This window comes from Klebsiella quasipneumoniae subsp. quasipneumoniae, assembly GCF_020525925.1.
Classification (GTDB): Bacteria; Pseudomonadota; Gammaproteobacteria; order Enterobacterales; family Enterobacteriaceae; genus Klebsiella; species Klebsiella quasipneumoniae.
Genome location: NZ_CP084876.1, coordinates 514395 through 539738, shown reverse-complemented (window position 1 = coordinate 539738; position 25344 = coordinate 514395). Strand labels below are relative to the sequence as shown.

General features: G+C 58.3%; 21 protein-coding genes. 7 read left to right on the top strand and 14 right to left on the bottom strand.

The genetic code is table 11. From position 1 onward, the window contains the following. Positions 1-14: 14 nt before the first annotated feature. The 4 genes from mtgA to uxuA form a co-directional block, all read right to left on the bottom strand. Positions 15-740, bottom strand: a complete 726-nt coding sequence (gene mtgA, locus LGM20_RS02595; protein ID WP_023291131.1) for a monofunctional biosynthetic peptidoglycan transglycosylase — start codon at positions 738-740, stop codon at positions 15-17. Then, a complete protein-coding gene (gene elbB, locus LGM20_RS02590; protein ID WP_023291132.1) occupies positions 737-1390 on the bottom strand; it encodes an isoprenoid biosynthesis glyoxalase ElbB in 654 nt (217 codons plus the stop codon). The genes mtgA and elbB overlap by 4 nt, the downstream gene beginning before the upstream one ends. Before the next feature lie 233 nt (positions 1391-1623). Next, positions 1624-3963, bottom strand: coding sequence for an aerobic respiration two-component sensor histidine kinase ArcB (gene arcB, locus LGM20_RS02585; RefSeq protein WP_032454177.1), 2340 nt, complete (start codon positions 3961-3963; stop codon positions 1624-1626). A gap of 148 nt (positions 3964-4111) precedes the next feature. Further along, on the bottom strand, positions 4112-5176 hold the full coding sequence (uxuA, locus tag LGM20_RS02580; RefSeq protein WP_044524869.1) for a mannonate dehydratase: 1065 nt from the start codon (positions 5174-5176) through the stop codon (positions 4112-4114). A gap of 297 nt (positions 5177-5473) precedes the next feature. On the opposite strand from uxuA, the gene LGM20_RS02575 reads away from it, so the two are divergent. Together LGM20_RS02575 and LGM20_RS02570 are read left to right on the top strand one after the other, a co-directional pair. Further along, a complete protein-coding gene (locus LGM20_RS02575) occupies positions 5474-6490 on the top strand; it encodes a Zn-dependent oxidoreductase (protein WP_044524838.1) in 1017 nt (338 codons plus the stop codon). 76 nt (positions 6491-6566) lie between these two features. Continuing rightward, the gene (locus LGM20_RS02570; RefSeq protein ID WP_023291136.1) at positions 6567-7850 is read left to right on the top strand and encodes an MFS transporter; all 1284 of its coding nucleotides are present in this window, start codon (positions 6567-6569) and stop codon (positions 7848-7850) included. 52 nt (positions 7851-7902) lie between these two features. On the opposite strand, the gene LGM20_RS02565 is transcribed toward LGM20_RS02570, so the two are convergent. Next, the gene (locus tag LGM20_RS02565) at positions 7903-8838 is read right to left on the bottom strand and encodes a tRNA modification radical SAM protein MnmL/YtqA (protein ID WP_044524840.1); all 936 of its coding nucleotides are present in this window, start codon (positions 8836-8838) and stop codon (positions 7903-7905) included. A 673-nt stretch (positions 8839-9511) separates the two neighbouring features. Here LGM20_RS02565 and gltB point away from each other — a divergent pair. Together gltB and gltD are read left to right on the top strand one after the other, a co-directional pair. Further along, entirely contained in the window at positions 9512-13972 is a 4461-nt protein-coding gene (gene gltB / locus LGM20_RS02560; RefSeq protein ID WP_044524842.1) for a glutamate synthase large subunit, read from the top strand. A gap of 9 nt (positions 13973-13981) precedes the next feature. Beyond that, complete coding sequence (gltD, locus tag LGM20_RS02555) at positions 13982-15400, top strand: glutamate synthase subunit GltD (protein WP_032454181.1); 1419 nt, start codon at positions 13982-13984, stop codon at positions 15398-15400. 73 nt (positions 15401-15473) lie between these two features. On the opposite strand, the gene LGM20_RS02550 is transcribed toward gltD, so the two are convergent. The 7 genes from LGM20_RS02550 to zapE form a co-directional block, all read right to left on the bottom strand. Then, positions 15474-16160, bottom strand: coding sequence for an N-acetylmannosamine-6-phosphate 2-epimerase (locus LGM20_RS02550; RefSeq protein WP_044524845.1), 687 nt, complete (start codon positions 16158-16160; stop codon positions 15474-15476). 125 nt (positions 16161-16285) lie between these two features. After that, complete coding sequence (gene sspB, locus LGM20_RS02545; RefSeq protein WP_002918465.1) at positions 16286-16780, bottom strand: ClpXP protease specificity-enhancing factor; 495 nt, start codon at positions 16778-16780, stop codon at positions 16286-16288. A 3-nt stretch (positions 16781-16783) separates the two neighbouring features. Then, positions 16784-17422: a stringent starvation protein SspA gene (sspA, locus tag LGM20_RS02540; protein ID WP_002918467.1), complete on the bottom strand. Its 639-nt coding sequence runs from the start codon at positions 17420-17422 to the stop codon at positions 16784-16786. Beyond that, the gene (locus LGM20_RS02535; protein ID WP_136070768.1) at positions 17392-17676 is read right to left on the bottom strand and encodes a hypothetical protein; all 285 of its coding nucleotides are present in this window, start codon (positions 17674-17676) and stop codon (positions 17392-17394) included. The genes sspA and LGM20_RS02535 overlap by 31 nt, the downstream gene beginning before the upstream one ends. 57 nt (positions 17677-17733) lie before the next feature. After that, positions 17734-18126 (bottom strand): 30S ribosomal protein S9, encoded by a 393-nt coding sequence (gene rpsI / locus LGM20_RS02530; protein WP_000829818.1) that lies wholly within the window; start codon positions 18124-18126, stop codon positions 17734-17736. 15 nt (positions 18127-18141) lie between these two features. Beyond that, positions 18142-18570, bottom strand: a complete 429-nt coding sequence (gene rplM / locus LGM20_RS02525; RefSeq protein WP_002918559.1) for a 50S ribosomal protein L13 — start codon at positions 18568-18570, stop codon at positions 18142-18144. Positions 18571-18836: 266 nt separating this feature from the next. Then, positions 18837-19964 carry a cell division protein ZapE gene (zapE, locus tag LGM20_RS02520; RefSeq protein ID WP_044524847.1) on the bottom strand — a complete coding sequence of 376 codons (1128 nt, stop codon included), beginning with the start codon at positions 19962-19964 and terminating at the stop codon, positions 18837-18839. A gap of 190 nt (positions 19965-20154) precedes the next feature. Here zapE and zapG point away from each other — a divergent pair, with 190 nt between their 5' ends. The 3 genes from zapG (at position 20155) to degS (ending at position 23241) form a co-directional block, all read left to right on the top strand. Then, complete coding sequence (gene zapG / locus LGM20_RS02515; RefSeq protein ID WP_012540461.1) at positions 20155-20553, top strand: Z-ring associated protein ZapG; 399 nt, start codon at positions 20155-20157, stop codon at positions 20551-20553. A gap of 174 nt (positions 20554-20727) precedes the next feature. After that, positions 20728-22095, top strand: coding sequence for a serine endoprotease DegQ (gene degQ, locus LGM20_RS02510; protein WP_017899931.1), 1368 nt, complete (start codon positions 20728-20730; stop codon positions 22093-22095). Positions 22096-22182: 87 nt separating this feature from the next. Next, positions 22183-23241 carry an outer membrane-stress sensor serine endopeptidase DegS gene (gene degS / locus LGM20_RS02505; RefSeq protein ID WP_002918568.1) on the top strand — a complete coding sequence of 353 codons (1059 nt, stop codon included), beginning with the start codon at positions 22183-22185 and terminating at the stop codon, positions 23239-23241. Positions 23242-23266: 25 nt separating this feature from the next. Here degS and LGM20_RS02500 read toward each other — a convergent pair whose 3' ends face one another. Then, positions 23267-23977 carry a membrane protein associated with oxaloacetate decarboxylase gene (locus tag LGM20_RS02500; RefSeq protein ID WP_044524849.1) on the bottom strand — a complete coding sequence of 237 codons (711 nt, stop codon included), beginning with the start codon at positions 23975-23977 and terminating at the stop codon, positions 23267-23269. A 59-nt stretch (positions 23978-24036) separates the two neighbouring features. Further along, on the bottom strand, positions 24037-25338 hold the full coding sequence (locus tag LGM20_RS02495; RefSeq protein WP_023291143.1) for an oxaloacetate decarboxylase subunit beta: 1302 nt from the start codon (positions 25336-25338) through the stop codon (positions 24037-24039). Positions 25339-25344 lie beyond the last annotated feature (6 nt).

The window sequence follows — 25344 nt, the reverse complement described above, 5'->3', positions numbered from 1 at the left end:
GCCGGATTAACCCGCTAATAGAGCTTATGCTCACGCATGAATCCTTCCCCACCCAGCTGTCGCATCTGACGTAAGATCCAGGCCTGGCGGTTGCGCACATAGCCCGAAGGCGCGTCGGCGCGATAGCGGATCGGGTTTGGCAGCACCGCGGCCAGCAGAGCCGCTTCCCCCGGCGTCAACTGGCTGGCGGGCTTATGAAAATAGCGCTGGGCGGCCGCTTCCACGCCAAAAATCCCATCGCCAAACTCGGCAATATTCAGGTAGACGGTCAGGATCCGCTTTTTACTCCACACGGTTTCCATGCCGACGGTCAACCCGGCTTCCAGCCCCTTGCGCAGCCAGCTGCGTCCATCCCACAGAAACAGGTTTTTCGCCGTCTGCTGCGACAGCGTTGATGCGCCGCGAATGCGGGTATCGTGACGCTCATTGTGCGCCAGCGCCTTTTCTATCGCCGGGACGTCAAACCCCCAGTGTTCCGGGAACTTCTGATCTTCGGCGGCAATCACCGCCAGCCCCATCCACGGGGAGATGTTATCCATGGCGACCCAGTCGGAGTGCGCCAGATAGTGGACATCTCCGGACAGCCAGGCGCTAACCTGCCGCTCAAGCATGACCGCCGAAAAGGGCACCGGCAGCACGCTAAACAGCGCGATCCCCCCGCCCCAGAAGACGGCGGCGATCAGCAGCAGACGCAGCGCCAGTCGTTTAAGCAGCGCGAAGGGCGCAATGCGGAGCTTCATGCGCTCAGCGCCAGCACGCGGGCGACCAGTTTTTCGATCCCGGTAGCGGCTTGCGCAATATTCTCCGCCAGCATATACGCCGGAGTGGTAACCACTTTGTTCTCTTCATCCACCACGATGTCGTCGACCGGGCAAGGCACATGCTCCGCCCCCATCTCCTCCACCACATCGGCGGTGTCGAGATCGGTCCCGATAGTCATTCGCAGCGGAAACGCAAAGATCTTCGGCAGCAGCGCCGGAGCGATGCACATAAAGCCCAGCGGCTTGCCGGCCTGATGCATCGCCAGCGTCAGGGCCCGCAGGTCGCGGTCCACCTCGCATTCGCTGCCCTCGGCGGCGAAGCTGCTTAAGTTTTTCGCCGCGCCGAAGCCGCCGGGGACGATCAGCGCGTCCAGCGTCTCCTCACGCGCCTGCGCCAGCGGCAGGATGTCGCCGCGGGCGATGCGCGCCGCTTCAACCAGTACGTTGCGTTGCTCGGTCAACGGTTCGCCCGTCAGATGGTTGATGACGTCGCGCTGCGGTTTATCGGGCGCAAAGCAGACCGCCTGCGCGCCGTTGCGCGCGATCGCCAGCAGGGTAATCACTGCCTCATGAATTTCACTGCCGTCGTACACGCCGCAGCCGCTCAGTACCACACCAATTTTTTTCATCGCCTTCGCTCCTCCATGCAACTCGCTGAAACCAGTCAAAAATGTCGATTTACTCGCTATGCTTCACATATTTTACTGATTCATGTAACAAATTAGTTAAGCTTTGCTATCTTAATGAGCGAGCAATCCACTTCTCAGGTTGCGCCACGTAACAACATCACTCAAATCACACTGGCTCAACCACCAGTTCCCTGGTGTTGGCGCAGTATTCGCGCACCCCGGTCTGTCCGGGGTCATTTTTTCCCGGCCTTCGCCACCCACGCCTTCAGAACCGCCACGTCGTTTTGCCACTCGGATTTCATCTCTTCAACCCATTCAGCGACATTATCAGACCAGGCAGGCAGGTCCGGCGTCTGGATCTGCTGACCCAGCTGCTGGATGTGGCGCAGGCCAATAGAGCCCGCAGCCCCTTTGATCTTATGCCCCTCTTCAACGATCCCTTTTTGATCCCGGGCGGTGAGATTAGACTCAAGGACGGACATATAGCCCGGCATCATCTTCTCAAACACCGCGAGGCCATCGTTGATAAGCTTCGGTCCCACCAGTTCGATATATTGCTCAAGCATATCGGTATCCAGCACCGCATCGGCTTTATGCCGATCGGCCGCCGGCGCTTCCTGCGCCTCCTCTTCCGGCGCATCCCAGAATTTTTTAATCATGGCCGTCAGTGCCGGCACCGATAGCGGCTTGCTCAGCACATCGTCCATGCCGGCATCCAGATACTCTTTCTTATTCTTCAGCACGTTGGCGGTCAGGGCCACCAGCGGCGGCAGCTCATCCGCGGCAAAATTCTGTTTTAGCTGACGAGAAATATCCAGTCCCGTCATATCCGGCAGCTGGATATCCAGCAGCACCAGGTCGTACTCGCCAGGCTCAAACATCTCCAGCGCGGCTTTGCCAGTCATCGCGACATCCACGCTGTTGCCCAGCTTTTCCAGCACCGAGCGCGCCACAATGACGTTGAGCTCAATATCTTCCACCAGCAGGACGTTGAGCGCCGGTAATGGCATGTCGTCTTCCGCCAGCGTATCTTCCACTTCTTCCGCAATGGCAGGCGCATGGACGGTGAGCGTAAAGGTCGCCCCTTTACCCGGCTGGCTGGTGACGCTGATATCGCCGCCCATATTGCGCGCCAGGCGACGCGATACGGCGAGGCCAATCCCGGTGCCGGTGGCGGGTTTGCCGCCGTGGCTGTCTTTGACCTGGTAATACATGGCGAATATTTTGTCCTGCTCCGCTTCAGGAATACCAATCCCGGAGTCTTCCACTTCGAAGTGCAGGATATCGCCTTCGTCATAGCGCACGCGGACGTTCACCCCTCCGCCCTGTGGGGTAAACTTCACGGCGTTGCTGATAAGATTCCACAGGATCTGCCGCAGGCGGGTGCCATCGGTGATCACCTTGTGCGGCAGCGGCAGGCTCGGCTCCAGCACAAAGCGCAGTCCCTTCTGCTGCGCCTGCAGACCGGAAAGGTTTTCCAGGTCGGCAAGGAAGCTGGTGAAGTCCACCGGCTGGTTATCGAGCTGCACCTTACGGCGCTCCATTTTATCCATATCGATAATATCATTGAAGATATTCCCCAGCGTCACCGCTGAGACATGGATGGTTTTCAGGTATTTTTCCTGCTCGCTGGTCAGTTCGGTATCCAGCAAAATTCGGCTCAGCCCGACAATCCCGTTCAGCGGGGTACGCAGCTCATGGCTGATGGTGGAGATGAAGGTGGTTTTATCCCGGCTGGCGCGTTCGAGGGCGTCCTGATAGCGTTTTCGTTCGGTGATATCGCGTCCGAAGCCCATCAGACCACGACGCTTACCGACGCGATCGTAGTACGGGACCTTGCGGATTTCGAAGCACGCTTTACGGCCATCGGGATAGTCCAGCCACTGCTCATAGGTCAGCGATACATTGTGGCGGAACACCTTCTCATCGGTTTCCAGCACCTTTTCCGCCGCCTCTTCGCTATAGACATCCTGCGGTTTGAGGTGGATCAGCTGTTTCTCGCTTTTGCCGGTCAGCAGCTCCATCGCCCGGTTACAGCCGGAAAACTCTTTATCCTCATTGCGGTAGAAGACCAGGTCCGGGGAGGCATCGAGGAAAGAGCGCAGAAAGGAGGATTGCTGTTCGAGCTGGATCTGCGTCTCTTCACGCTCTTTCATCTCGATTTTGAGCTGCTCGAGGGTGGTCTCACGCTCGGCTTCCGCCTTTTCACGTTCGCCAATCTCCTGATTCAACTGCGCGATATTGTCTTTCAGCTGCACGTTCAGCTTCAGATCGCGCTCACGCATCTCCTCCAGCTTCTCCACCAGCCGCGAAAGACGCTGGCGGGACTCTTCAAGCTGCTCCACCACCACCGAGAGAAAATAGACCGCCCACGGGGTGATCAGCAGACCGAAGAAGATAGAGCGGATAACGTCGATGCTTTCAACCTGGCCATGCAGCACCATGGTGACCGCCATCTGCACCACGATGGCCAGCACCACCAGCGCAAGTGCCAACAGCATTGAAAAGCGGACCAGACCCAGCTTCATCATCAGGTCGACATAATACTGCGCCAGCATACGAATTTGCTTCATAAGGGATTCCTTCACGACAACTCCGCACAATAATACTCAATTCTGAGCAATGCGCTGTAAGTTGTGCAAAAAATGCGGGAAGGAGCCGATATGACGACTGGCCGCCGAGGCGAACCAGCCGCGAAAAAGAGGCATGGTCAGGAAGGGGTTAGCGCTTGCTTAGCGCCTCCCAGAGACCTTTGAGGTAGGTCACCCCGAGTGCGCGATCGTATAAACCATAGCCCGGGCGTCCGGTCTCTCCCCAGATAAAGCGGCCATGATCCGGGCGTATATAGCCGTCGAAGCCGTTGTCGTGCAACGCTTGCATCACCTTGTACATATCCAGGGAGCCGTATTCTGACGGATGGGCGCACTCGTAAAAGTCTTTATCCTGCATCAGTTTAATATTGCGGACGTGGGCAAAATGGATCCGCTTGCGGCGGGTAAACTCAGCCAGAATAGCGTATACGTCGTTATCCGGATCTTCGGCAATCGAGCCGGTGCAGAGGGTGATACCGTTGGCGGGTGAATCGACAGCCCGGCAGATCCAGTCCAGATCGTCGCGGTTTTTGACCACCCGCGGCAGGCCAAATATCGAGTACGGCGGATCGTCAGGGTGGATCGCCATTTTCACGCCCACCTCTTCGCAAACCGGGATCACCGCCCGCAGAAAATAGACCAGGTTCTCCCGCAGCTTATGGTCATCCACCGCGCTATATTTGGCAAACAGGGTCTGCACTTCCGCCAGCCGTTCCGGCTCCCAGCCCGGCAACGCGAAGCCGTTTGAATTCTCAAGCACCTCCTTCACCACGTCTTCCAGCCGCTTATCGATATCTTTCTTCTCAAAAGCCATCGTCAACGAGCCATCCGGCAGGACGTAGTTCATATCCGTCTTCATCCAGTCGAACACCGGCATGAAGTTATAGCAGATGACTTTGACGCCGAAGCGGGCAAGGTGGCGAATGGTCTGCTGATAGTTGGCAATATAGCGGTCACGAGAAGGGAGGCCGATTTTGATGTCGTCATGGATGTTGACGCTCTCTATTACCTCCATTTTCAGGCCTGCGGCATGGGCCTGGCTGACCAGACGCTCAATTTTATCCTCCGGCCATACCTCGCCCACCGCGACGTCATAGAGCGCGCCGACCACCCCCTCCACGCCGGGGACCTGGCGTATATGCTCTAATGAAACCTTATCTTCCTCTGGTCCAAACCAGCGCATTGTCATCTGCATCGTCATCACCTGCTCAACATAGTTTAATTTCACCCTACTACCATACCAGTAATCATAATTGATTGAGCCTTAACTGTCGTGATGGCGATCACATTCCTGCTGACCGGCTCGCCGGTGAGGTCGCTTTCTCTACATTCATAATTTTTCTCAATTTATTTCAATAAATTAATCATTGCCGGGCTTTTTCTGACGACCTTCGTCAAATGTGATCCAGAGCTAGTTATGATCAATTGCATACTTGTATGGTAATAAAAGTCACGATATTTGTTCAGAAAACAGACAAGGGAAGGAACAGAAATGAGAAGCGTCGTTGTCAAAGAGCCAGGCCAACTGAACATCGAATCACGTCCGGTTCCCGCTCCGGGCGCCCACGAAGTCCGGGTGAAAATCGCCTTTGCCGGGATCTGCGGTTCCGATGTGCATATCTATCAGGGCCACAACCCCTTCGCGAAATATCCCCGCGTGATCGGCCATGAATTCTTCGGCATCATCGATGCCGTCGGCGAACAGGTCTCTCCGGCACGCATCGGCGAGCGCGTCGCGGTCGACCCTGTCGTCAGCTGCGGCCAGTGTTATCCCTGCTCGGTGGGGCGGCCGAATGTCTGTGCGCAGCTCCAGGTCATCGGGGTTCACCGCGACGGCGGATTCAGCGACTACGCCTGCGTGCCGGCGAAAAACGCCTGGCGCATTCCGGAAGCCATCAGCGATCGTCAGGCGACGATGGTTGAGCCTTTTACCATTGCGGCAAACATTACCGCCCAGCTGCAGCCCATGGCGCAGGATATCGCCCTGATCTACGGCGCAGGTCCGATGGGTCTGACGGTGATCCAGGCGCTGAAGGGGGTGTATGGCGTTAAGCAGGTGATCGTCGTGGACCGCATTGCCGAACGTCTGCAGATGGCGCGGGACAATGGCGCCGATCTGACGCTGGATAACACTCACCAGCCGCTGGCGGAACAGCTGGCGCAGCGGCAGATAGCCCCCACGCTGGTCATCGATGCCGCCTGCCACCCGGCGATCCTTCAGGAGGCCATTCTCCTCGCCTCTCCCGCCGCACGCATCGGCATACTCGGCTTCTCCGGCGAGGCGTCCACCCTCACCCAGCAAAGCATCACCAGTAAAGAGATCTCCATTTTCTCCTCCCGGCTGAACAGAGGACGTTTTCCGCTGGTCATCGACTGGATGGAGAAAGGCCTTATCCAGCCTGAGGCGTTAATCACCCACTGCATGCCGCTGGAGCAGGTAAAAGAGGCTATGGAGATTTTTGCCAACGATCGGAAAACCTGCTGCAAGGTATTGCTGCAGCTGGGGTAAATGCTAAATAACGGGCGACGTGAATATTGATATCCGTCGCGCCAGAGCTCAATAACATACTCATCACGGTGTCATCATGGGAAAAAATATCCGCTGGATTATCGTCCTGTTATTATTTTTAGTATATATGATTAATTATCTGGACCGGGTGGCGTTATCCATTACGGTACCGATGATTGAAAAGGATCTGGCGCTCAACGCCGAACAGTTTGGTATTATTTTCGGCAGTTTTTTCTTCGGCTACGCGGTATTTAATTTTATTGGCGGTCTGGCCGTGGATAAGTTTGGCGCAACGCTGGTCCTGGGGCTGGCGGTGGGGATGTGGTCGCTATTTTGCGGCTTAACCGCCTTTGCCACCGGCTTTTATTCCATGCTGATGCTGCGCGTCCTCTTCGGGATGGCTGAAGGCCCGATTTGCGCGTCGGCGAACAAGATGATCAACGGCTGGTTTCCTAAGAAGCAAGCGGCTACCGCCGTAGGGCTGCTCAGCGCCGGCTCTCCGCTGGGCGGCGCGGTTGCCGGCCCCATCGTCGGTTATCTGGCTCTCGCATTCGGCTGGCGCCCGGCGTTTATGATTATTTTCGCCATCGGTATTGTGTGGATGGTCGTGTGGTTTTTTATTGCCGCCAACTCGCCTGACAAACATAAGCATGTCAGTCAGGAAGAGCTCATGCTCATTAATAAAATGAAGCAAGAGGAGGACGCCCTGGAAACCGTAGAAAATCAAACCGCTCACTCACTGGGTTATTATCTCAAGCAGCCTATTATTCTGGTAACAGCCTTTGCATTCTTCTGCTACAACTATATTTTGTTTTTCTTCCTCAGCTGGTTCCCGTCCTATCTGGTTCAGCAGCACCATCTGGATATTAAACAGATGAGCCTCACCACCATGATTCCATGGATAGTCGGCTTTGTCGGCCTGGCGCTGGGAGGGTATATTTCCGATAAAATTTTTAAACTCACCGGACGCCTGCTGCTGTCGCGCAAAATTGTGCTGGTGGTATGTCTGCTGATGGCCGCCATCTGTGTGGGGCTTGCCGGTACCGTCAGCAGCGTCGTTCCTGCCGTTCTGCTGATGTCTGTCTCCATCTTTTTCCTCTATGTCACCGGAGCGATCTACTGGGCGATTATCCAGGACGTGGTGCATAAATCCCGCGTCGGCGGCACCAGCGGCTTTATCCACCTTATCGGCAGCGTCTCCGGCATCGTGGGGCCGATTGTCACCGGCTATATCGTGCAGTCTACCGGTAAATTCGACAGCGCCTTTGTCCTCGCCGGCACTATCGCCGCGCTCGGCGCCCTGCTGGTACTGTTCGTGATCAAAACGCCACGCGTGACAATGAAAGCCAGTCAGGCATAGTCGACAGCAATACCATGCCCGGCGCAGTCATCACGCCGGGCATCCTCTGAGACTATTTCACCGCCTGGGGCGCGACCCAGCTGCGGCCCAGCGCCGAACCCTGAGCGCCCTGCTCATTCAGATAGCGATCCAGTTCAACCATTCCGGTCCAGCGATTTTCGCACCACAGCGGCGCGAGCAGCGTGGGCCGACGGGCGCTGGCCGATATGCGATGGTAGATCACCTCCGGCGGGGTGTGGCGGATCATCTCCCCGGCGGTGACGGTATACGCCTCCAGTTCGATGCCATCGAGACGACCGGCCTGCCATGCTTTTGCCATAATGCTGCCTTTAACGATATGCAGCGGGTGCAGCTTGATGCCATCCACGCCGGTGGTCACGACCCGCTCCAGCGTCTCGAGGCCGTGCTCCTGGGACTCCCCGGGCAGGCCGACAATGAGATGCGCGCAAACCTTCAGTCCGCGCTCACGCGCCAGACGCGCGGTGCGCTGGTAACAGGCGAAATCATGCCCGCGGTTAATGCGATGCAGGGTCTTATCATGCGCGGTCTGCAGCCCCAGCTCCAGCCATACCTCATACCCCTGCTGGTGGTATTCACTGAGCAGGTCGAGAACCGCCTCCGGCACGCAGTCCGGGCGGGTGCCGACGCAGAGGCCAACGATATTCGCCTCGCTGACGGCCTGGCGATACATCGAGCGGAGCACCTGCACTTCAGCAAAGGTGCTGGTATAGGCCTGAAAATAGGCCAGATAGCGCTTTGCCCGGTTAACGAGCTGCGCCTGATGGGCGAGCTGTTCGGCGATGGATCGATGCTGCTGGGCTTCATCCGCAAACGAGGCCACGTTACAGAAAGTGCAGCCGCCACGGCCCAGCGTACCGTCGCGGTTCGGGCAGCTAAAACCGCCGTGCAGCGTTAGCTTATGGACCTTTTCGCCATAGCGGCGCAGAAGATCCCCACCAAACATATTGACTAATTTCTGTAACTGCATAATCTGATAGACCGGCCTCAACAAAGGGGGCCAAGCCTGCCACTTTTCGTCACCGACGGCGATGACCTGGATCAATCGTCAGCGCGGCGCCCCGCTTCATTGCATAAACAATCATGATTACTGCAATTTCATTCACCCACAGGGTAATGAGTTTTCCTTATATTTCATCATCGCGCGGCCCTAATCTACTTTATGGTAAAAAACAGTATTAATATCCACCACATAAATTTATAGCAGTCAAATATGCTAATAATGAAATATATTTCAGCGCAGATCGGTAATGCAAAGCCGCGCGCACAGTGAGACAGATCACACTAGTCTTACCCTCTGCAGACGTATCCAAAGCATAAAAAATGGCATTATTTATTTTAAAAACAAAAAGTTAACACCTGTATAGCACATTTTTGTATTAATAAGATTGCCATTTGACGTAAGTGTGGATTCCCGATAAGTTGGGAATCCGCTGGAAGCTTTCTGGATGAGCACTCTGCTCATCATATTTATGCAGTAATTGAGATTCCCTCTTAACAGCAAGTCCTCAAACTTGTGTACCGATGCAAAAAGGATTTAAAGAGGGCGAATGCGAGGTGCAAACCCCGTCGCCATGCTCTTTCTGTGCCTGTGCGCAATCGGTATCGGAGGGGGTCCGTAGAGCCTGGGGAGGTTCACTGATATGTTGTACGACAAATCCCTTGAGAGGGATAACTGTGGTTTCGGCCTGATCGCCCACATAGAAGGCGAACCTAGCCACAAGGTAGTGCGAACCGCGATACACGCACTGGCCCGCATGCAGCACCGTGGCGCAATCCTTGCCGATGGTAAAACCGGCGACGGTTGCGGTCTGCTGCTGCAAAAACCCGATCGTTTCTTCCGCATCGTTGCCGAAGAGCGCGGCTGGCGTTTAGCCAAAAACTACGCCGTTGGGATGCTGTTCCTGAATAAAGATCCTGAACTGGCGAAAGCGGCACGCCGCATCGTTGAAGAAGAACTTCAGCTTGAGACCCTGTCGATTGTTGGCTGGCGCGATGTGCCGACCAACGAAGGCGTGCTCGGTGAAATCGCCCTCTCCTCGCTGCCCCGTATTGAGCAAATCTTTGTTAACGCCCCGGCTGGCTGGCGCCCGCGCGATATGGAGCGTCGTCTGTTTATTGCGCGTCGTCGCATTGAAAAACGCCTGCAGGAAGACAAAGATTTCTACGTTTGTAGCTTGTCCAACCTGGTCAACATCTATAAAGGTCTGTGTATGCCGGCGGATTTGCCGCGCTTCTACCTGGACCTCGCGGACCTGCGCCTGGAGTCGGCTATCTGCCTGTTCCACCAGCGCTTCTCCACCAACACCGTACCACGCTGGCCGCTGGCGCAGCCGTTCCGCTACCTGGCGCACAACGGTGAAATCAACACCATCACCGGCAACCGCCAGTGGGCTCGCGCCCGTACCTATAAGTTCCAGACCCCGCTGATCCCGGACCTGCACGACGCCGCGCCGTTCGTTAACGAAACCGGCTCCGACTCCAGTTCAATGGACAACATGCTGGAGCTGCTGCTGGCCGGCGGGATGGACATCGTGCGCGCCATGCGTCTGCTGGTGCCGCCAGCCTGGCAGAACAACCCGGATATGGATCCGGAACTGCGTTCGTTCTTCGACTTTAACTCCATGCATATGGAGCCATGGGACGGCCCGGCGGGCATCGTCATGTCCGATGGTCGCTACGCGGCCTGTAACCTCGACCGTAATGGCCTGCGCCCGGCGCGCTACGTCATTACCAAAGATAAGCTCATCACCTGCGCCTCTGAAGTCGGCATCTGGGACTACCAGCCGGACGAAGTGGTTGAGAAAGGCCGCGTGGGCCCGGGCGAGCTGATGGTTATCGATACCCGTGCCGGACGCATTCTGCACTCAGCGGAAACCGATGACGATCTGAAGAGCCGCCATCCGTATAAAGAGTGGATGGAGAAAAACGTTCGTCGCCTGGTGCCGTTTGAAGATCTGCCGGACGAAGAGGTTGGCAGCCGCCAGCTGGACGACGATCTGCTGGCAAGCTACCAGAAACAGTTTAACTACAGCGCGGAAGAGCTGGACTCGGTGCTGCGCGTGCTCGGCGAAAATGGCCAGGAAGCGGTCGGCTCAATGGGCGATGACACGCCTTTCGCCGTCCTTTCCAGCCAGCCGCGCATTATCTACGATTATTTCCGTCAGCAGTTCGCCCAGGTGACGAACCCGCCTATCGATCCGCTGCGTGAAGCGCACGTCATGTCGCTGGCCACCAGCATCGGGCGCGAAATGAACGTCTTCTGCGAAGCGGAAGGCCAGGCGCATCGTCTGAGCTTCAAATCGCCGATCCTGCTGTACTCCGATTTCAAACAGCTGACGACGATGGAAGAAGAGCACTATCGTGCCGACGTCCTCGACATCACCTTCAACCCGGCAGAGGCTTCACTCAGCGAGACGGTGAAGGCCCTGTGCGACAAAGCGGAGCAAATGGTACGCGATGGTACCGTGCTGCTGGTTCTTTCTGACCGCAACATCGCCAAAGACCGCCTGCCGGTGCCGGCGCCGATGGCCGTTGGCGCGATCCAGACCCGTCTGGTCGATAAAAGTCTGCGCTGCGATGCCAACATCATCGTTGAAACCGCCAGCGCCCGCGATCCGCATCACTTCGCCGTACTGCTGGGCTTCGGCGCGACAGCTATCTATCCGTACCTCGCCTATGAAACGCTGGCGAAGCTGGTCGACAGCAAAGCTATCGATAAACCGTACCGTGCGGTGATGCTGAACTATCGCAACGGTATCAATAAAGGTCTGTATAAGATCATGTCCAAGATGGGGATCTCGACCATCGCCTCCTACCGCTGCTCGAAGCTGTTCGAAGCGGTCGGTCTGCATCGCGATGTCTCCGATCTCTGTTTCCAGGGCGTGGTCAGTCGCATCGGCGGCGCCGGCTTCGACGATTTCCAGCAGGACCTGCTGAATCTGTCGAAACGCGCCTGGCTGGCGCGCAAGCCGCTGGCTCAGGGCGGTCTGCTGAAGTACGTTCACGGCGGCGAATATCACGCCTACAACCCGGACGTGGTGCGTACCCTGCAGCAGGCTGTGCAGAGCGGCGAGTACAGCGATTATCAACAATACGCGAAGCTGGTTAACGAACGTCCGGCGGCCACGCTGCGCGATCTGCTGGCGCTCAATCCGGGCGAAGACGCCATCAGCATCGACGACGTGGAGCCGGCGAAGGAGCTGTTCAAACGCTTCGATACCGCAGCGATGTCGATCGGCGCCCTGAGTCCGGAAGCGCACGAATCGCTGGCGGAAGCGATGAACAGCATCGGCGGCTTCTCTAACTCCGGTGAAGGCGGTGAAGACCCGGCGCGCTACGGCACCAATAAAGTGTCGCGCATCAAGCAGGTGGCGTCCGGCCGCTTCGGCGTCACCCCAGCCTATCTGGTCAATGCCGACGTTATCCAGATCAAAGTCGCCCAGGGCGCGAAGCCGGGTGAAGGCGGCCAGCTGCCGGGTGATAAAGTCACTCCGTACATCGCCAAACTGCGCTATTCGGTACCGGGCGTGACGCTGATCTCCCCGCCGCCGCACCACGATATCTACTCTATCGAGGATTTGGCGCAGCTGATTTTCGACCTCAAGCAGGTCAACCCGAAAGCGATGATTTCGGTCAAACTGGTTTCTGAACCGGGCGTGGGAACCATCGCCACCGGCGTAGCCAAAGCTTATGCCGACCTGATCACCATCGCCGGCTACGACGGCGGCACCGGGGCGAGCCCGCTCTCTTCCGTGAAATATGCCGGCTGTCCGTGGGAGCTTGGTCTGGTGGAAACCCAGCAGGCGCTGGTCGCTAATGGCCTGCGTCATAAGATCCGTCTGCAGGTGGATGGCGGCCTGAAAACCGGCCTCGATATCATCAAAGCGGCGATCCTCGGCGCGGAAAGCTTCGGTTTCGGTACCGGCCCGATGGTGGCGCTGGGCTGTAAATACCTGCGTATTTGCCACCTGAACAACTGCGCGACCGGCGTGGCGACCCAGGATGACAAACTGCGTAAGAACCACTATCACGGTCTGCCGTTCAAAGTGACCAACTACTTTGAATTTATCGCCCGTGAAACCCGCGAGCTGATGGCCCAGCTGGGCGTCAAGCGCCTGGTGGATCTGATTGGCCGCACCGATCTGCTCAAAGAGCTGGATGGGTTCACCGCCAAGCAGCAGAAACTGGATCTGGGTAAACTGCTGGAGACCGCAGAGCCGCATCCTGGCAAAGCGCTGTACTGCACCGAAAATAACCCGCCGTTCGATAACGGCGTGCTCAACGCCCAGCTGCTGCAGCAGGCGAAACCGTACGTGGATGAAAAGCAGAGCAAAACGTTCTGGTTCGATATCCGCAATACCGACCGCTCTGTGGGGGCCTCGCTGTCCGGGTATATTGCCCAGACCCATGGCGACCAGGGACTGGCGGGCGACCCGATCGTCGCTCACTTTAGCGGCACCGCGGGCCAGAGCTTCGGCGTGTGGAACGCCGGCGGCGTGGAACTGCATCTGACGGGCGACGCCAACGACTATGTCGGCAAAGGCATGGCGGGCGGTCTGCTGGCCATTCGTCCGCCGGTGGGCTCCGCTTTCCGCAGCCACGAAGCCAGCATTATCGGCAACACCTGCCTGTACGGCGCGACCGGTGGTCGTCTGTACGCCGCAGGCCGCGCAGGTGAGCGTTTCGCGGTGCGTAACTCCGGCGCCATCACCGTGGTGGAAGGCATCGGCGACAACGGCTGTGAATATATGACCGGCGGTATCGTCTGCGTGCTCGGTAAAACCGGCGTCAACTTTGGCGCAGGAATGACCGGCGGCTTTGCCTATGTCCTGGATGAAGATGGCGACTTCCGTAAACGCGTGAACCCGGAGCTGGTGGAAGTGCTGGACGTTGACTCTCTGGCTATCCATGAAGAGCACCTGCGCGGTTTAATCACCGAGCACGTGCAGCTTACCGGTTCGCAACGCGGCGAAGAGATCCTCGCCAACTGGCCGGCCTTCTCCGCGAAGTTTGCGCTGGTTAAACCGAAGTCCAGCGATGTTAAAGCACTGTTGGGTCACCGTAGTCGTTCCGCAGCTGAGCTGCGGGTGCAGGCGCAGTAAGGGGTTAAGATGAGTCAGAACGTTTATCAATTTATCGACCTGCAGCGCGTTGATCCGCCTAAGAAACCGCTGAAGATCCGTAAAATTGAATTTGTGGAAATTTACGAGCCGTTTTCAGAAGGCCAGGCCAAGGCGCAGGCGGATCGCTGCCTCTCCTGCGGCAACCCGTACTGCGAGTGGAAGTGCCCGGTGCATAACTACATCCCGAACTGGCTGAAGCTGGCCAACGAGGGGCGTATTTTTGAGGCGGCTGAGCTGTCGCACCAGACCAACACCCTGCCGGAAGTCTGCGGGCGCGTCTGCCCGCAGGACCGCCTGTGTGAAGGCTCCTGTACGCTGAACGATGAGTTCGGCGCGGTGACCATCGGCAACATCGAACGCTACATCAATGATAAGGCATTCGAGATGGGCTGGCGTCCGGATCTCTCCGGCGTGAAACCGACCGGTAAAACCGTCGCGATCATCGGCGCTGGCCCGGCGGGCCTCGCCTGTGCCGACGTGTTGACCCGCAACGGCGTCAAGGCGGTGGTGTTTGACCGCCATCCGGAAATCGGCGGCCTGCTGACCTTCGGTATCCCGGCGTTCAAGCTGGAAAAAGAGGTGATGACCCGCCGCCGGGAGATCTTCACCGGCATGGGCATTGAGTTCAAACTCAATACCGAAGTGGGCCGCGACGTGCAGCTCGACGACCTGCTGAAAGAGTACGATGCCGTGTTCCTCGGCGTCGGCACCTATCAGTCGATGCGCGGCGGGCTGGACAATGAAGACGCCCCGGGCGTCTACGACGCGCTGCCGTTCCTGATCGCCAACACCAAGCAGATCATGGGCTTTGGCGAAACCGCCGATGAGCCCTACGTCAGCATGGAAGGCAAACGCGTGGTCGTTCTCGGCGGTGGCGATACCGCGATGGACTGCGTACGTACCTCCGTCCGTCAGAATGCGGCGCACGTGATCTGCGCCTATCGTCGTGACGAAGAGAACATGCCGGGTTCAAAACGCGAAGTGAAAAACGCGCGTGAGGAAGGCGTTGAGTTCCAGTTCAACGTCCAGCCGCTGGGCGTGGAAGTGAATGCCAACGGCAAAGTGTGCGGCGTGAAGATGGCGCGCACCGAGATGGGCCAGCCGGATGCGAAAGGCCGCCGTCGCGCGGAGATCGTCGCTGGCTCTGAGCACGTGGTGCCGGCAGACGCCGTCGTCATGGCGTTTGGCTTCCGTCCCCACAGCATGGAGTGGCTGGCGAAGCACAGCGTCGAGCTGGACTCCCAGGGCCGCATCATTGCGCCGGAAGGCAGCGAGAACGCCTTCCAGACCAGCAACCCGAAAATCTTCGCCGGTGGCGATATCGTTCGCGGTTCCGACCTGGTGGTCACCGCGATTGCGGAAGGACGTAAAGCGGCTGACGGGATCCTCAACTACCTTGAAGTCTGATTAGGCCCGGAGTCTCAGCGCATAAAAGCCCGATGGTTAACGCCATCGGGCTTTTTTATTGCCCATTCGCCGGTCAGACCGCCGCTTTCAGCGCCGTATTATACCAGCCGCAGATATGTTCTAAGCGGGTGATCGCCGAGCCGACGGTCACCGCCCACGCGCCGCAGCGCATTGCCTCAGCCGCCTGCGCAGGCGTATTGTAGCGTCCCTCAGCGACCACTCTGCAGCCCGCGGCGCTCAGGCTTTTCACCAGCGCCAGATCCGGCTCGACCGGTGTCTCCTCTGCGGTATAGCCTGAGAGGGTGGTGCCAACCATATCGAAGCCCAATTGCCAGCATTCAAGGGCATCGTCGAGAGAGGAACAATCTGCCATCGCATTTTTCCCCTGGCAGTGAATTGCCGCCAACAACGATGCGACAGAGGCCGGACGCTGACGCCGCGTGCCGTCAACCGCAATGATATCGGCCCCTGCCTGCGCCAGGGCATTCACATCCTCAAGCCACGGCGTAATACGCACCGGGCTATCATGCAGATCGCGCTTAATCAGCGCGATAACAGGCACCGTCACTAACGGACGAACGGCCTGCAGGTTGGCCAGACCTTCGATGCGCAGCGCCACCGCCCCCGCCTGCTCCGCCGCCAGCCCCATCGCCGCGACGATGGCGGGGTTATCCAGCGGGCTGCCCGGCACCGGCTGGCAGGAGACAATTAATCCGCCATGATGACGGATTTGCTGGTCCAGTTGTGCGAGTAAAGACATGTCGGCTCCCTGAAAGCTACCTGTGGCGATGACAGTACCAGCCATGGGACGCCTCGTTTGTGGCAGAGTTAACAAAGCGGACAGACAAAAAAAACAGGCCCCGCAGGGCCTGTCAGAGAAGGGATTTACTTCACCACGCGCAGCGCCGGGCGACCGCCGCGCGGCGGCGGCGTGTCGTCAGGATCGTCGTCGTGATTATCGGGCTTATCGCCATCAATCACCGACATCACCGTTTCGCTTTCACTCTCAGGCGCGACGTCATCATCGTTGAGGCTGCTGACGTCTTCGTCATAGGCCGCTTCCGGTTCAAACATCGTGCCGGCGCCGTTCTCACGGGCATAGATGGCGAGTACCGCAGCCAGCGGGACAGATACGTTGCGCGGCACGCCGCCAAAGCGCGCGTTGAAGCGCACTTCGTCGTTCGCCAGCTCAAGATTACCTACCGCACGCGGGGCAATATTGAGAACGATTTGCCCGTCGCGCGCATACTCCATCGGCACGAGCACGCCCGGCAGCGTGACATCCACCACCAGATGCGGCGTCAGCTGGTTATCCAGCAGCCAGTCATAAAACGCCCGCAGCAGATACGGGCGACGCGGCGTCAGCTGTGATACATCCATTATTTAGCCCCGACCGAGGCGCATTTCACGCTCGGCTTCAGTTAAAGAGGCGAGGAAGGAATCACGCTCAAATACGCGAGTCATATAGCCTTTGAGCTCTTTCGCGCCTGCGCCAACCAGCTCCACACCGAGAACCGGCAGACGCCACAGCAGCGGCGCCAGGTAGCAATCCACCAGGCTGAACTCATCGCTCAGGAAGTAAGGTTTCTGGGTGAACACCGGCGCGATGGCCAGCAGTTCTTCACGCAGTTGCTTACGCGCAGCATCAGCTTGCGCTGCGGTACCGCTCTGGATGGTGTTCATCAGCGAATACCAGTCCTTCTCGATACGTTGCATATACAGACGGCTTTCGCCACGCGCCACCGGATAAACCGGCATTAACGGCGGGTGCGGGAAACGCTCATCCAGGTATTCCATAATGATGCGGGATTCCCACAGAGTGAGCTCACGATCCACCAGCGTCGGTACGCTTTGATTCGGGTTGAGGTCAATCAGATCCTGAGGCGGGTTGTCCTTCTCCACGTGCTCTATCTCAAAACTGACACCCTTCTCGGCCAGCACAATGCGGACCTGATGGCTATAGATGTCAGTAGGACCAGAAAACAGCGTCATTACCGAACGTTTGTTGGCAGCGACAGCCATGAAAACCTCCAGGTATATTCAGAATTTTGTACTGCTGCCAGCCACTCATGGCCGGCCAGATGTAAAAACCCCAGTAGCGCGATGTCACCTTCGTTCACGAATAAAACAAAAAATGAACAATCACCAGCATTTGGGCAGAAAATTGGATGATAGTTTACCAGATTTTGAAGACGTTGTGGTGAGGGGATTCTGGAAATGCTGAAAAAGTGGCAAGAACCGGCGGTAAGCTTGTGGATAACAGCCGTTTTATCCATAAAAAAACCCGCCGGAGCGGGTTTTTTCGCAAATTGTTCTGCGTGAGCAGAAAACAATTAACGTTTGGAGAACTGCGGACGACGACGTGCTTTACGCAGACCGACTTTCTTACGTTCAACCTGACGAGCGTCACGAGTGACGAAGCCAGCTTTACGCAGTTCAGAACGCAGGGACTCGTCGTACTCCATCAGAGCGCGGGTGATACCGTGACGGATCGCACCAGCCTGACCAGAGATACCACCACCTTTAACAGTGATGTACAGATCCAGTTTCTCAACCATGTCGACCAGTTCCAGCGGCTGACGAACTACCATGCGGGCAGTTTCACGACCGAAGTACTGTTCCAGAGAACGCTGGTTGATAACGATTTTGCCGTTGCCCGGTTTGATGAAAACGCGAGCTGCGGAACTTTTGCGGCGACCAGTGCCGTAGTATTGATTTTCAGCCATTGCCTATAATCCCGATTAGATGTCAAGAACTTGCGGTTGCTGTGCCGCGTGGTTGTGCTCGTTACCCGCGTAAACTTTCAGTTTACGGTACATAGCACGACCCAGCGGGCCTTTTGGCAGCATGCCTTTAACCGCGATTTCAATCACACGCTCAGGACGGCGGGCAATCATCTCTTCAAAGGTCGCTTCTTTGATACCACCGATGTGGCCGGTGTGGTGGTAGTACATTTTGTCTTCGCGCTTGTTGCCGGTAACAGCAACTTTTTCTGCGTTCAGAACGATGATGTAATCACCGGTATCAACGTGCGGAGTGTATTCCGCTTTGTGCTTACCGCGCAGGCGACGAGCCAGTTCAGTAGCCAGACGGCCCAGAGTTTTACCGGTCGCGTCAACAACATACCAGTCGCGTTTTACGGTTTCTGGTTTAGCTGTAAAAGTTTTCATTAAAAGCTTACCCAAATAATAAGTTACACGTTGGTGAACACCCAAACGTTTAGTCAGTTGAGGTTCACACGACATTGTCCAGCAAACCTACCCCTTCGAATAGCCTATGCCGGCACATAGAAAGTTTCGGGAAAAAAACCTTCTCGTAACGTGGGGTCGCAAGATTATAGAGAAGTCGGGGTCAAAGATCGACCCCTTTATGAGATTTTTCAGGCAGCTCCCGGGGCGGCCCTGCGGCCCTGAATTCACCGGGAAAAAGTATCCTGTCAGGGCATATGCGGGCGCGTGAGGTACTCTTCGCTCTGCATCTCCTGCAGACGCGACAGACAGCGCTGAAACTCAAACTTCAGCCGCTCTCCCTGATAAATGTCGTACAGCGGCACCGCCGCGCTGACCACCAGCTTCACGTGGCGCTCATAGAACTCATCCACCAGGGCGATAAAGCGCCGGGCTTCGCTCTCCAGCTGCGCGGTCATCACCGGCACGTCGAACAGCATCACGGTGTGGAACAGGCGGGAGAGCGCGATATAGTCATGCTGGCTACGGGCATCCACGCACAGCGTGGCGAACGACGCCGCCAGCGTCTGGTTTTCCACGCCGAGGGTCGGCAGCTCGCGATGGTTGATCTCCAGCGTCGGCCCGGCAGAGCGCGGCGCGCCGGCCAGCGCCAGCCACAGTTTATCCATCTGTTCGCGGGTGTCGTTATTCAGCGGCGACAGCCACAGGTGCGCCTGGGTCAGGGTACGCAAGCGATAATCGATGCCGGCATCGACGTTCATAATATCGCAATGCTGCTTGATGGCGTCGATAGCGGGCAGAAAACGGGCGCGCTGCAGGCCATTGCGATAGAGCTCATCCGGCGGAATATTGGAGGTCGCCACCAGCGTGATGCCGCGGGCGAACAGGGCCTTCATCAGCCCGCCCAACAGCATGGCATCGGTTATATCGGAGACAAAAAACTCGTCGAAACAGAGCACGTCGGTTTCCGCTTTAAAGCGGTCGGCGACAATGTCCAGCGGGTCGCTATGGCCCTGCAGGGTGGTCAGCTCTTCGTGCACCCGCAGCATAAAGCGATGGAAATGCAGGCGCTGCTTTCGCTCGCCCGGCAGGCTCTGGTAAAACAGGTCCATCAGCCAGGTTTTCCCCCGCCCCACGCCGCCCCACATATACAGGCCGCGGACGGGCGCCGCCTCGGCTGCTGGTTCGCGCTTACCCAGCAGTTTGCCGAATTTCGCGCGCAAACCGCCGCCTGACGCGACGGGCGCGGGCTGAGTCTGCAGTTCCTGGTAAATGGTATCGAGGCGGCTCACCGCTTCTTGCTGGACGTCGTCGGGTTGATGGCTGCCCTCTTTCAGGGCTGAAAGGTAACGCGATGTTGGAGACAGGCTTTGCATGATCTAATTGTTATTCCTTGAAAACCGTGATGTCGAAGCTCACGATTGACGAAAAAAAGGCCGTTCTACACTACGCGATGATACGCCAGGATTCCACTTCTGTGGAATTAGCGGTTATAGTGGCACTATCGGGCGCAGGCGGAGAGCCTAAGAGCCACCCTACGGAACCACAATACAACGGGAGATGTTCATGACCTGGGAATACGCGCTAATTGGGTTAGTCGTCGGTATCATCATTGGTGCCGTCGCCATGCGTTTCGGCAACCGCAAACTGCGCCAGCAGCAGGCGCTGCAGTTCGAACTGGAAAAGAATAAAGCCGAGCTTGAAGAGTACCGTGAAGAGCTGGTCAGCCATTTTGCGCGCAGCGCCGAGCTGCTGGATAACATGGCGCACGACTACCGTCAGCTGTATCAGCATATGGCGAAAAGCTCTAACAACCTGCTGCCGGATTCCATGGCAGACGCCAACCCGTTCCGCAACCGCCTGGAAGAGTCTGAAGCCAGCAACGATCAGGCGCCGGTCCAGATGCCGCGCGACTACTCCGAAGGCGCATCCGGATTACTGCGCGGTGGCGCAAAACGCGATTAAACAATCGCCTCTGATAAAATATTCTCCGGGCGCGCCCATCGCGCCCGCTCCTTCCCCCACTTCCCGGCTACAATTTAAACCAGTCCCCACATTGTTACCTGCGCAAAAATTCAATAACATCAGGTTATTCAGGACATTTTTCCATACACCTCAGGTTACGAGAGCCAGCATCTAATGAAGAAACAGACTTTGCTGTTGAGTGCGTTAGCGTTAAGCATTGGGTTATCGTTGTCGGTTCTGCCTCCGGCAGCAGCATCCTTACCGACTCAGGTGCCCGGCCAGGGCGCGTTACCAAGCCTGGCGCCGATGCTGGAAAAGGTCCTGCCGGCGGTAGTCAGCGTCCAGGTGGAAGGCACTGCCTCGCCGACGCTCAATATGCCGGAAGAGCTGAAGAAATATTTTGGCGATAACGCCCCGCAAGAACAGGCGCAGCCGTTCGAAGGGCTTGGCTCCGGCGTCATTATCGACGCAGCGAAAGGCTACGTGCTGACCAATAACCACGTCATCAATCAGGCGCAGAAGATCAGCGTCCAGCTGAACGATGGTCGTGAATTTGATGCCAAACTGGTCGGTAGCGATGAACAGAGCGACATTGCTCTGCTGCAGCTGATTAAGCCGTCGAACCTGACGCAAATCGCCATTGCTGACTCCGATAAACTCCGCGTCGGTGACTTCGCCGTCGCCGTCGGCAACCCGTTCGGCCTTGGTCAGACCGCCACCTCCGGCATTATCTCTGCCCTTGGCCGCAGCGGCCTCAACCTTGAAGGGCTGGAGAATTTCATCCAGACCGATGCCTCCATCAACCGCGGCAACTCCGGCGGCGCGCTGTTGAACCTCAACGGCGAGCTTATTGGGATCAACACCGCGATCCTGGCGCCGGGCGGCGGCAGCATCGGCATCGGCTTCGCCATCCCGAGCAACATGGCGAAAACCCTCGCCGACCAGCTCATTCAGTTTGGCGAAATCAAGCGCGGCCTGCTGGGCATTAAAGGCATGGAAATGAGCGCCGATATCGCCAAGGCGATGAACCTCAACGTTCAGCGCGGCGCCTTCGTCAGTGAAGTGCTGCCAAACTCCGGCTCCGCCAAAGCGGGGATCAAATCCGGCGACGTCATCGTTAGCCTGAACGGCAAGCCGCTGAACAGTTTTGCCGAACTGCGCTCGCGGATCGCCACCACCGAGCCGGGGACCAAAGTCAAACTGGGCCTGCTGCGCGATGGAAAACCGGTCGATGTCGAAGTGACGCTGGATAAGAGCACCTCCTCCACCGCCAGCGCTGAGCTGATTATCCCGGCTCTGCAGGGTGCCTCGTTCAGCGACGGTCAGATGAAAGATGGCACCAAAGGGGTGGTGATCGATAATGTCGATAAAGGCAGCGCCGCCGCCCAGGTCGGCCTGCATAAGGATGACATTATCATTGGCCTTAACCGCGAGCGTATTCATTCGATTGCCGAATTACGCAAAGTGCTCGAAGGCAAACCGCCGGTCATCGCCCTGAACGTGATCCGCGGCAACGAAAGCATCTATCTGCTGCTGCGCTGATTGTCTCCCCGGACATCGCCGCCATGTGCGATGTCCGGACAACTCATGCTATGCTGCGCCTGACCATTCATTAACGATATCTGCATCATGCCTGGAAAGTTATTACGTTCAGTACTCATCGGTTTGCTTGTCGGGGGCCTGCTGTTGGCCCTGATGCCCTCGCTGCGCCAGTGGCAGCTAGCGCCGACCACCCAGAACGATACGGCAGACGACTCCCCGGCGAGCTATAACGCCGCCGTACGCCGCGCCGCGCCCGCCGTAGTGAACGTCTATAACCGCGCCCTGAACAGCACCAGCCATAATCAGCTGACGCTTGGCTCCGGGGTGATCATGGACCAGCGCGGCTATATCCTGACCAACAAGCATGTGATTAACGATGCCGACCAGATTATCGTCGCTCTGCAGGACGGCCGGGTCTTCGAAGCGCTGCTGGTAGGCTCCGATTCCCTGACCGACCTCGCGGTGCTGAAGATCAACGCTACCGGCGGGCTGCCGGTGATCCCGATCAACCCGAAACGCACGCCGCACATCGGCGATGTGGTGCTGGCGATTGGCAACCCCTATAACCTGGGACAGACCATCACCCAGGGGATCATCAGCGCCACAGGGCGCATTGGCCTCAACCCCACCGGCCGCCAGAATTTCCTGCAGACTGACGCCTCGATCAACCACGGTAACTCCGGCGGGGCGCTGGTGAACTCCCTCGGCGAGCTGATGGGGATTAACACCCTCTCCTTTGACAAGAGCAACGACGGCGAAACGCCTGAAGGCATTGGCTTTGCGATCCCGTTCCAGTTAGCGACCAAAATTATGGACAAGCTGATCCGGGATGGCCGTGTGATCCGCGGCTATATCGGCATTAGCGGCCGGGAGATCGCCCCGCTGCACGCGCAGGGCGGCGGGATCGATCAGATCCAGGGGATCGTCGTTAACGATGTCGCGCCGGACGGACCGGCCGCGCAGGCGGGGATCCGCGCCAACGACGTGATCATCTCAGTGAATGACAAACCCGCGGTCTCCGCGCTGGAGACAATGGATCAGGTGGCCGAGATCCGCCCGGGTTCAGAAATTCCGGTGGTCATCATGCGTGATGATAAGAAAATCACGCTCCATATCGCCGTCCAGGAATACCCGGCCACCAACTAAGCGGCTCCCCGTTTGGGGAGCCACGTTAATCGCTAAATACCGGACCGGCCGGGAATCTGACCAGAAACCCGGTCACCGCCAGCAGCGATCTCAGCGCGGGCCATACAACCTGTCGCTCGCGAAGCTCATCATCCAGCGTCAGTAGCGCAAATTCCCCCTTCTCACCCAGCACGCCACCCTGCCAGAGCAGGCGCTGCGCCTGCTGCCGCGCCCAGGGCGACTCACTCTTCCAGGCCAGCAAATGCAGCATCGCCTGCTGCAGACAGACGCTGTGGGAATGGTTATCCCGCCGCAGCCGCCGGTAGACGGGCAGGGACACGCTGCGCACGGTATAAAATCCACTGCCCGCCTCTTCATCGCCTTCAGGAATAGCGCGGGCGAACTGCCCCGCCACGTCGCACAGCCGGTTGTGCGTCAGCGGAAGTTGCCGGGCGCTGAGCGCCCCGGCCGCCATGCACAGCAGACCGCTGCGCTGCAGCGAGGGCGTCGCGGGGCGCACGACCGCCGCCGGTAAGGCAGTCACCGCCCGTGTCGCCTCGTCAGCGTTGTGGTCAGCGCCGGCCTCATAACAGCTGGCCAGCAGCGCTTCACCAGGCGTGGCGTTCAGCGGGGGCGAAAGCAGGTTCAGCGCCGGCTGCAGTTGTGCAAGTTCATCGCCTGACGCCAGCATGGCGTCAACCACCGCCACCCGTGTTGATGTCCGGTTTTCCGGACAGCATGCTATGGCTTCATTCATCACCGTCTCCTTATGAGAAATCTCCGCGGCCGACATGCCAGCCGCGGAAACAGGCCGGCCTACATCGCCAGCACGTACTTGAGCATCACCCCGGCGGCGATCGCCGAGCCGATCACCCCCGCCACGTTCGGGCCCATCGCGTGCATCAGCAGGAAGTTCTGCCCGTCCGCTTCCAGACCCACCTTGTTCGACACCCTGGCCGCCATCGGCACCGCCGACACCCCGGCTGAACCGATCAGCGGGTTGATCGGGTTCTTACTGAACCTGTTCAGCAGCTTCGCCATCAGCACCCCGGCGGCGGTCCCCACGCAGAAGGCGATTACCCCCAGCAGCAGGATCCCCAGGGTCTGCGGCTGCAGGAACTTGTCCGCCACCAGCTTGGCCCCCACCGACAGCCCGAGGAAGATGGTCACGATGTTGATCAGCGCGTTCTGCACCGTATCGCTCAGCCGCTCCACCACCCCGCTCTCGCGCATCAGGTTGCCGAAGCAGAACATCCCCAGCAGCGGCGCGGCGTCCGGCAGCAGGAGCGCCACCAGCAGCAACAGCACCGCCGGGAAGAGGATCTTCTCCCGCTTACTCACCGTACGCAGCTGCACCATGCGGATCTTCCGCTCCTTATCCGTGGTCAGCGCCTTCATGATCGGCGGCTGGATCAGCGGCACCAGCGCCATGTAGGAGTAGGCGGCCACCGCGATGGCCCCCAGCAGCTCCGGCGCCAGCTTGCCCGACAGGTAGATGGCCGTCGGGCCGTCGGCGCCGCCGATGATGCCGATGGCCGCCGCCTGCGGCAGGGTGAACGAAATCAGGCCGAAGTAGTTGAGTGTCAGCGCCCCGAGGACGGTGGCGAAGATACCGAACTGCGCCGCCGCCCCCAGCAGCAGGGTGCGCGGGTTGGCCAGCAGCGGGCCGAAGTCGGTCATCGCCCCGACGCCCATAAAAATCACCAGCGGCGCGATGCCCGAGCCAATCGCCACCTTATAGAAGATGGCCAGCACCCCGGCGGAGTAGCCCATGTCCACCGCCAGGCTCTCCATCTGCCCCTGCACCGACGGCAGGGCCAGGGCCAGCGCCTCCTTAATGGCGTGGACGTCCGGCGCGCAGTGGAGCTTCGCGGCAATCACCGCCAGCTGCGCCGGGTCGTGGTGGGCCAGCAGGCTCTCCAGAGCGCTCAGCGCCAGCCCGGCCTCCGGGATGTTCGACAGCAGGCCGCCGAAGCCAATCGGCAGCAGCAGCAGCGGCTCGAACTTCTTCGCAATCGCCAGCCAGAGCAGCAGCAGGCTGACCAGCAGCATCACCGCCTGGCCGAACCCCAGGTGCATCAGCCCCATCCCCTGAATCAGGGCGTTCAGACTTTCCATTTCCGC

Coding starts and splice junctions, on each gene's coding strand:
- mtgA (WP_023291131.1), bottom strand. CDS start 740: ATGAAGCTCCGCATTGCGCCCTTCGCGCTGCTTAAACGACTGGCGCTG.
- elbB (WP_023291132.1), bottom strand. CDS start 1,390: ATGAAAAAAATTGGTGTGGTACTGAGCGGCTGCGGCGTGTACGACGGC.
- arcB (WP_032454177.1), bottom strand. CDS start 3,963: ATGAAGCAAATTCGTATGCTGGCGCAGTATTATGTCGACCTGATGATG.
- uxuA (WP_044524869.1), bottom strand. CDS start 5,176: ATGCAGATGACAATGCGCTGGTTTGGACCAGAGGAAGATAAGGTTTCA.
- LGM20_RS02575 (WP_044524838.1), top strand. CDS start 5,474: ATGAGAAGCGTCGTTGTCAAAGAGCCAGGCCAACTGAACATCGAATCA.
- LGM20_RS02570 (WP_023291136.1), top strand. CDS start 6,567: ATGGGAAAAAATATCCGCTGGATTATCGTCCTGTTATTATTTTTAGTA.
- LGM20_RS02565 (WP_044524840.1), bottom strand. CDS start 8,838: ATGCAGTTACAGAAATTAGTCAATATGTTTGGTGGGGATCTTCTGCGC.
- gltB (WP_044524842.1), top strand. CDS start 9,512: ATGTTGTACGACAAATCCCTTGAGAGGGATAACTGTGGTTTCGGCCTG.
- gltD (WP_032454181.1), top strand. CDS start 13,982: ATGAGTCAGAACGTTTATCAATTTATCGACCTGCAGCGCGTTGATCCG.
- LGM20_RS02550 (WP_044524845.1), bottom strand. CDS start 16,160: ATGTCTTTACTCGCACAACTGGACCAGCAAATCCGTCATCATGGCGGA.
- sspB (WP_002918465.1), bottom strand. CDS start 16,780: ATGGATGTATCACAGCTGACGCCGCGTCGCCCGTATCTGCTGCGGGCG.
- sspA (WP_002918467.1), bottom strand. CDS start 17,422: ATGGCTGTCGCTGCCAACAAACGTTCGGTAATGACGCTGTTTTCTGGT.
- LGM20_RS02535 (WP_136070768.1), bottom strand. CDS start 17,676: ATGGATAAAACGGCTGTTATCCACAAGCTTACCGCCGGTTCTTGCCAC.
- rpsI (WP_000829818.1), bottom strand. CDS start 18,126: ATGGCTGAAAATCAATACTACGGCACTGGTCGCCGCAAAAGTTCCGCA.
- rplM (WP_002918559.1), bottom strand. CDS start 18,570: ATGAAAACTTTTACAGCTAAACCAGAAACCGTAAAACGCGACTGGTAT.
- zapE (WP_044524847.1), bottom strand. CDS start 19,964: ATGCAAAGCCTGTCTCCAACATCGCGTTACCTTTCAGCCCTGAAAGAG.
- zapG (WP_012540461.1), top strand. CDS start 20,155: ATGACCTGGGAATACGCGCTAATTGGGTTAGTCGTCGGTATCATCATT.
- degQ (WP_017899931.1), top strand. CDS start 20,728: ATGAAGAAACAGACTTTGCTGTTGAGTGCGTTAGCGTTAAGCATTGGG.
- degS (WP_002918568.1), top strand. CDS start 22,183: ATGCCTGGAAAGTTATTACGTTCAGTACTCATCGGTTTGCTTGTCGGG.
- LGM20_RS02500 (WP_044524849.1), bottom strand. CDS start 23,977: ATGAATGAAGCCATAGCATGCTGTCCGGAAAACCGGACATCAACACGG.
- LGM20_RS02495 (WP_023291143.1), bottom strand. CDS start 25,338: ATGGAAAGTCTGAACGCCCTGATTCAGGGGATGGGGCTGATGCACCTG.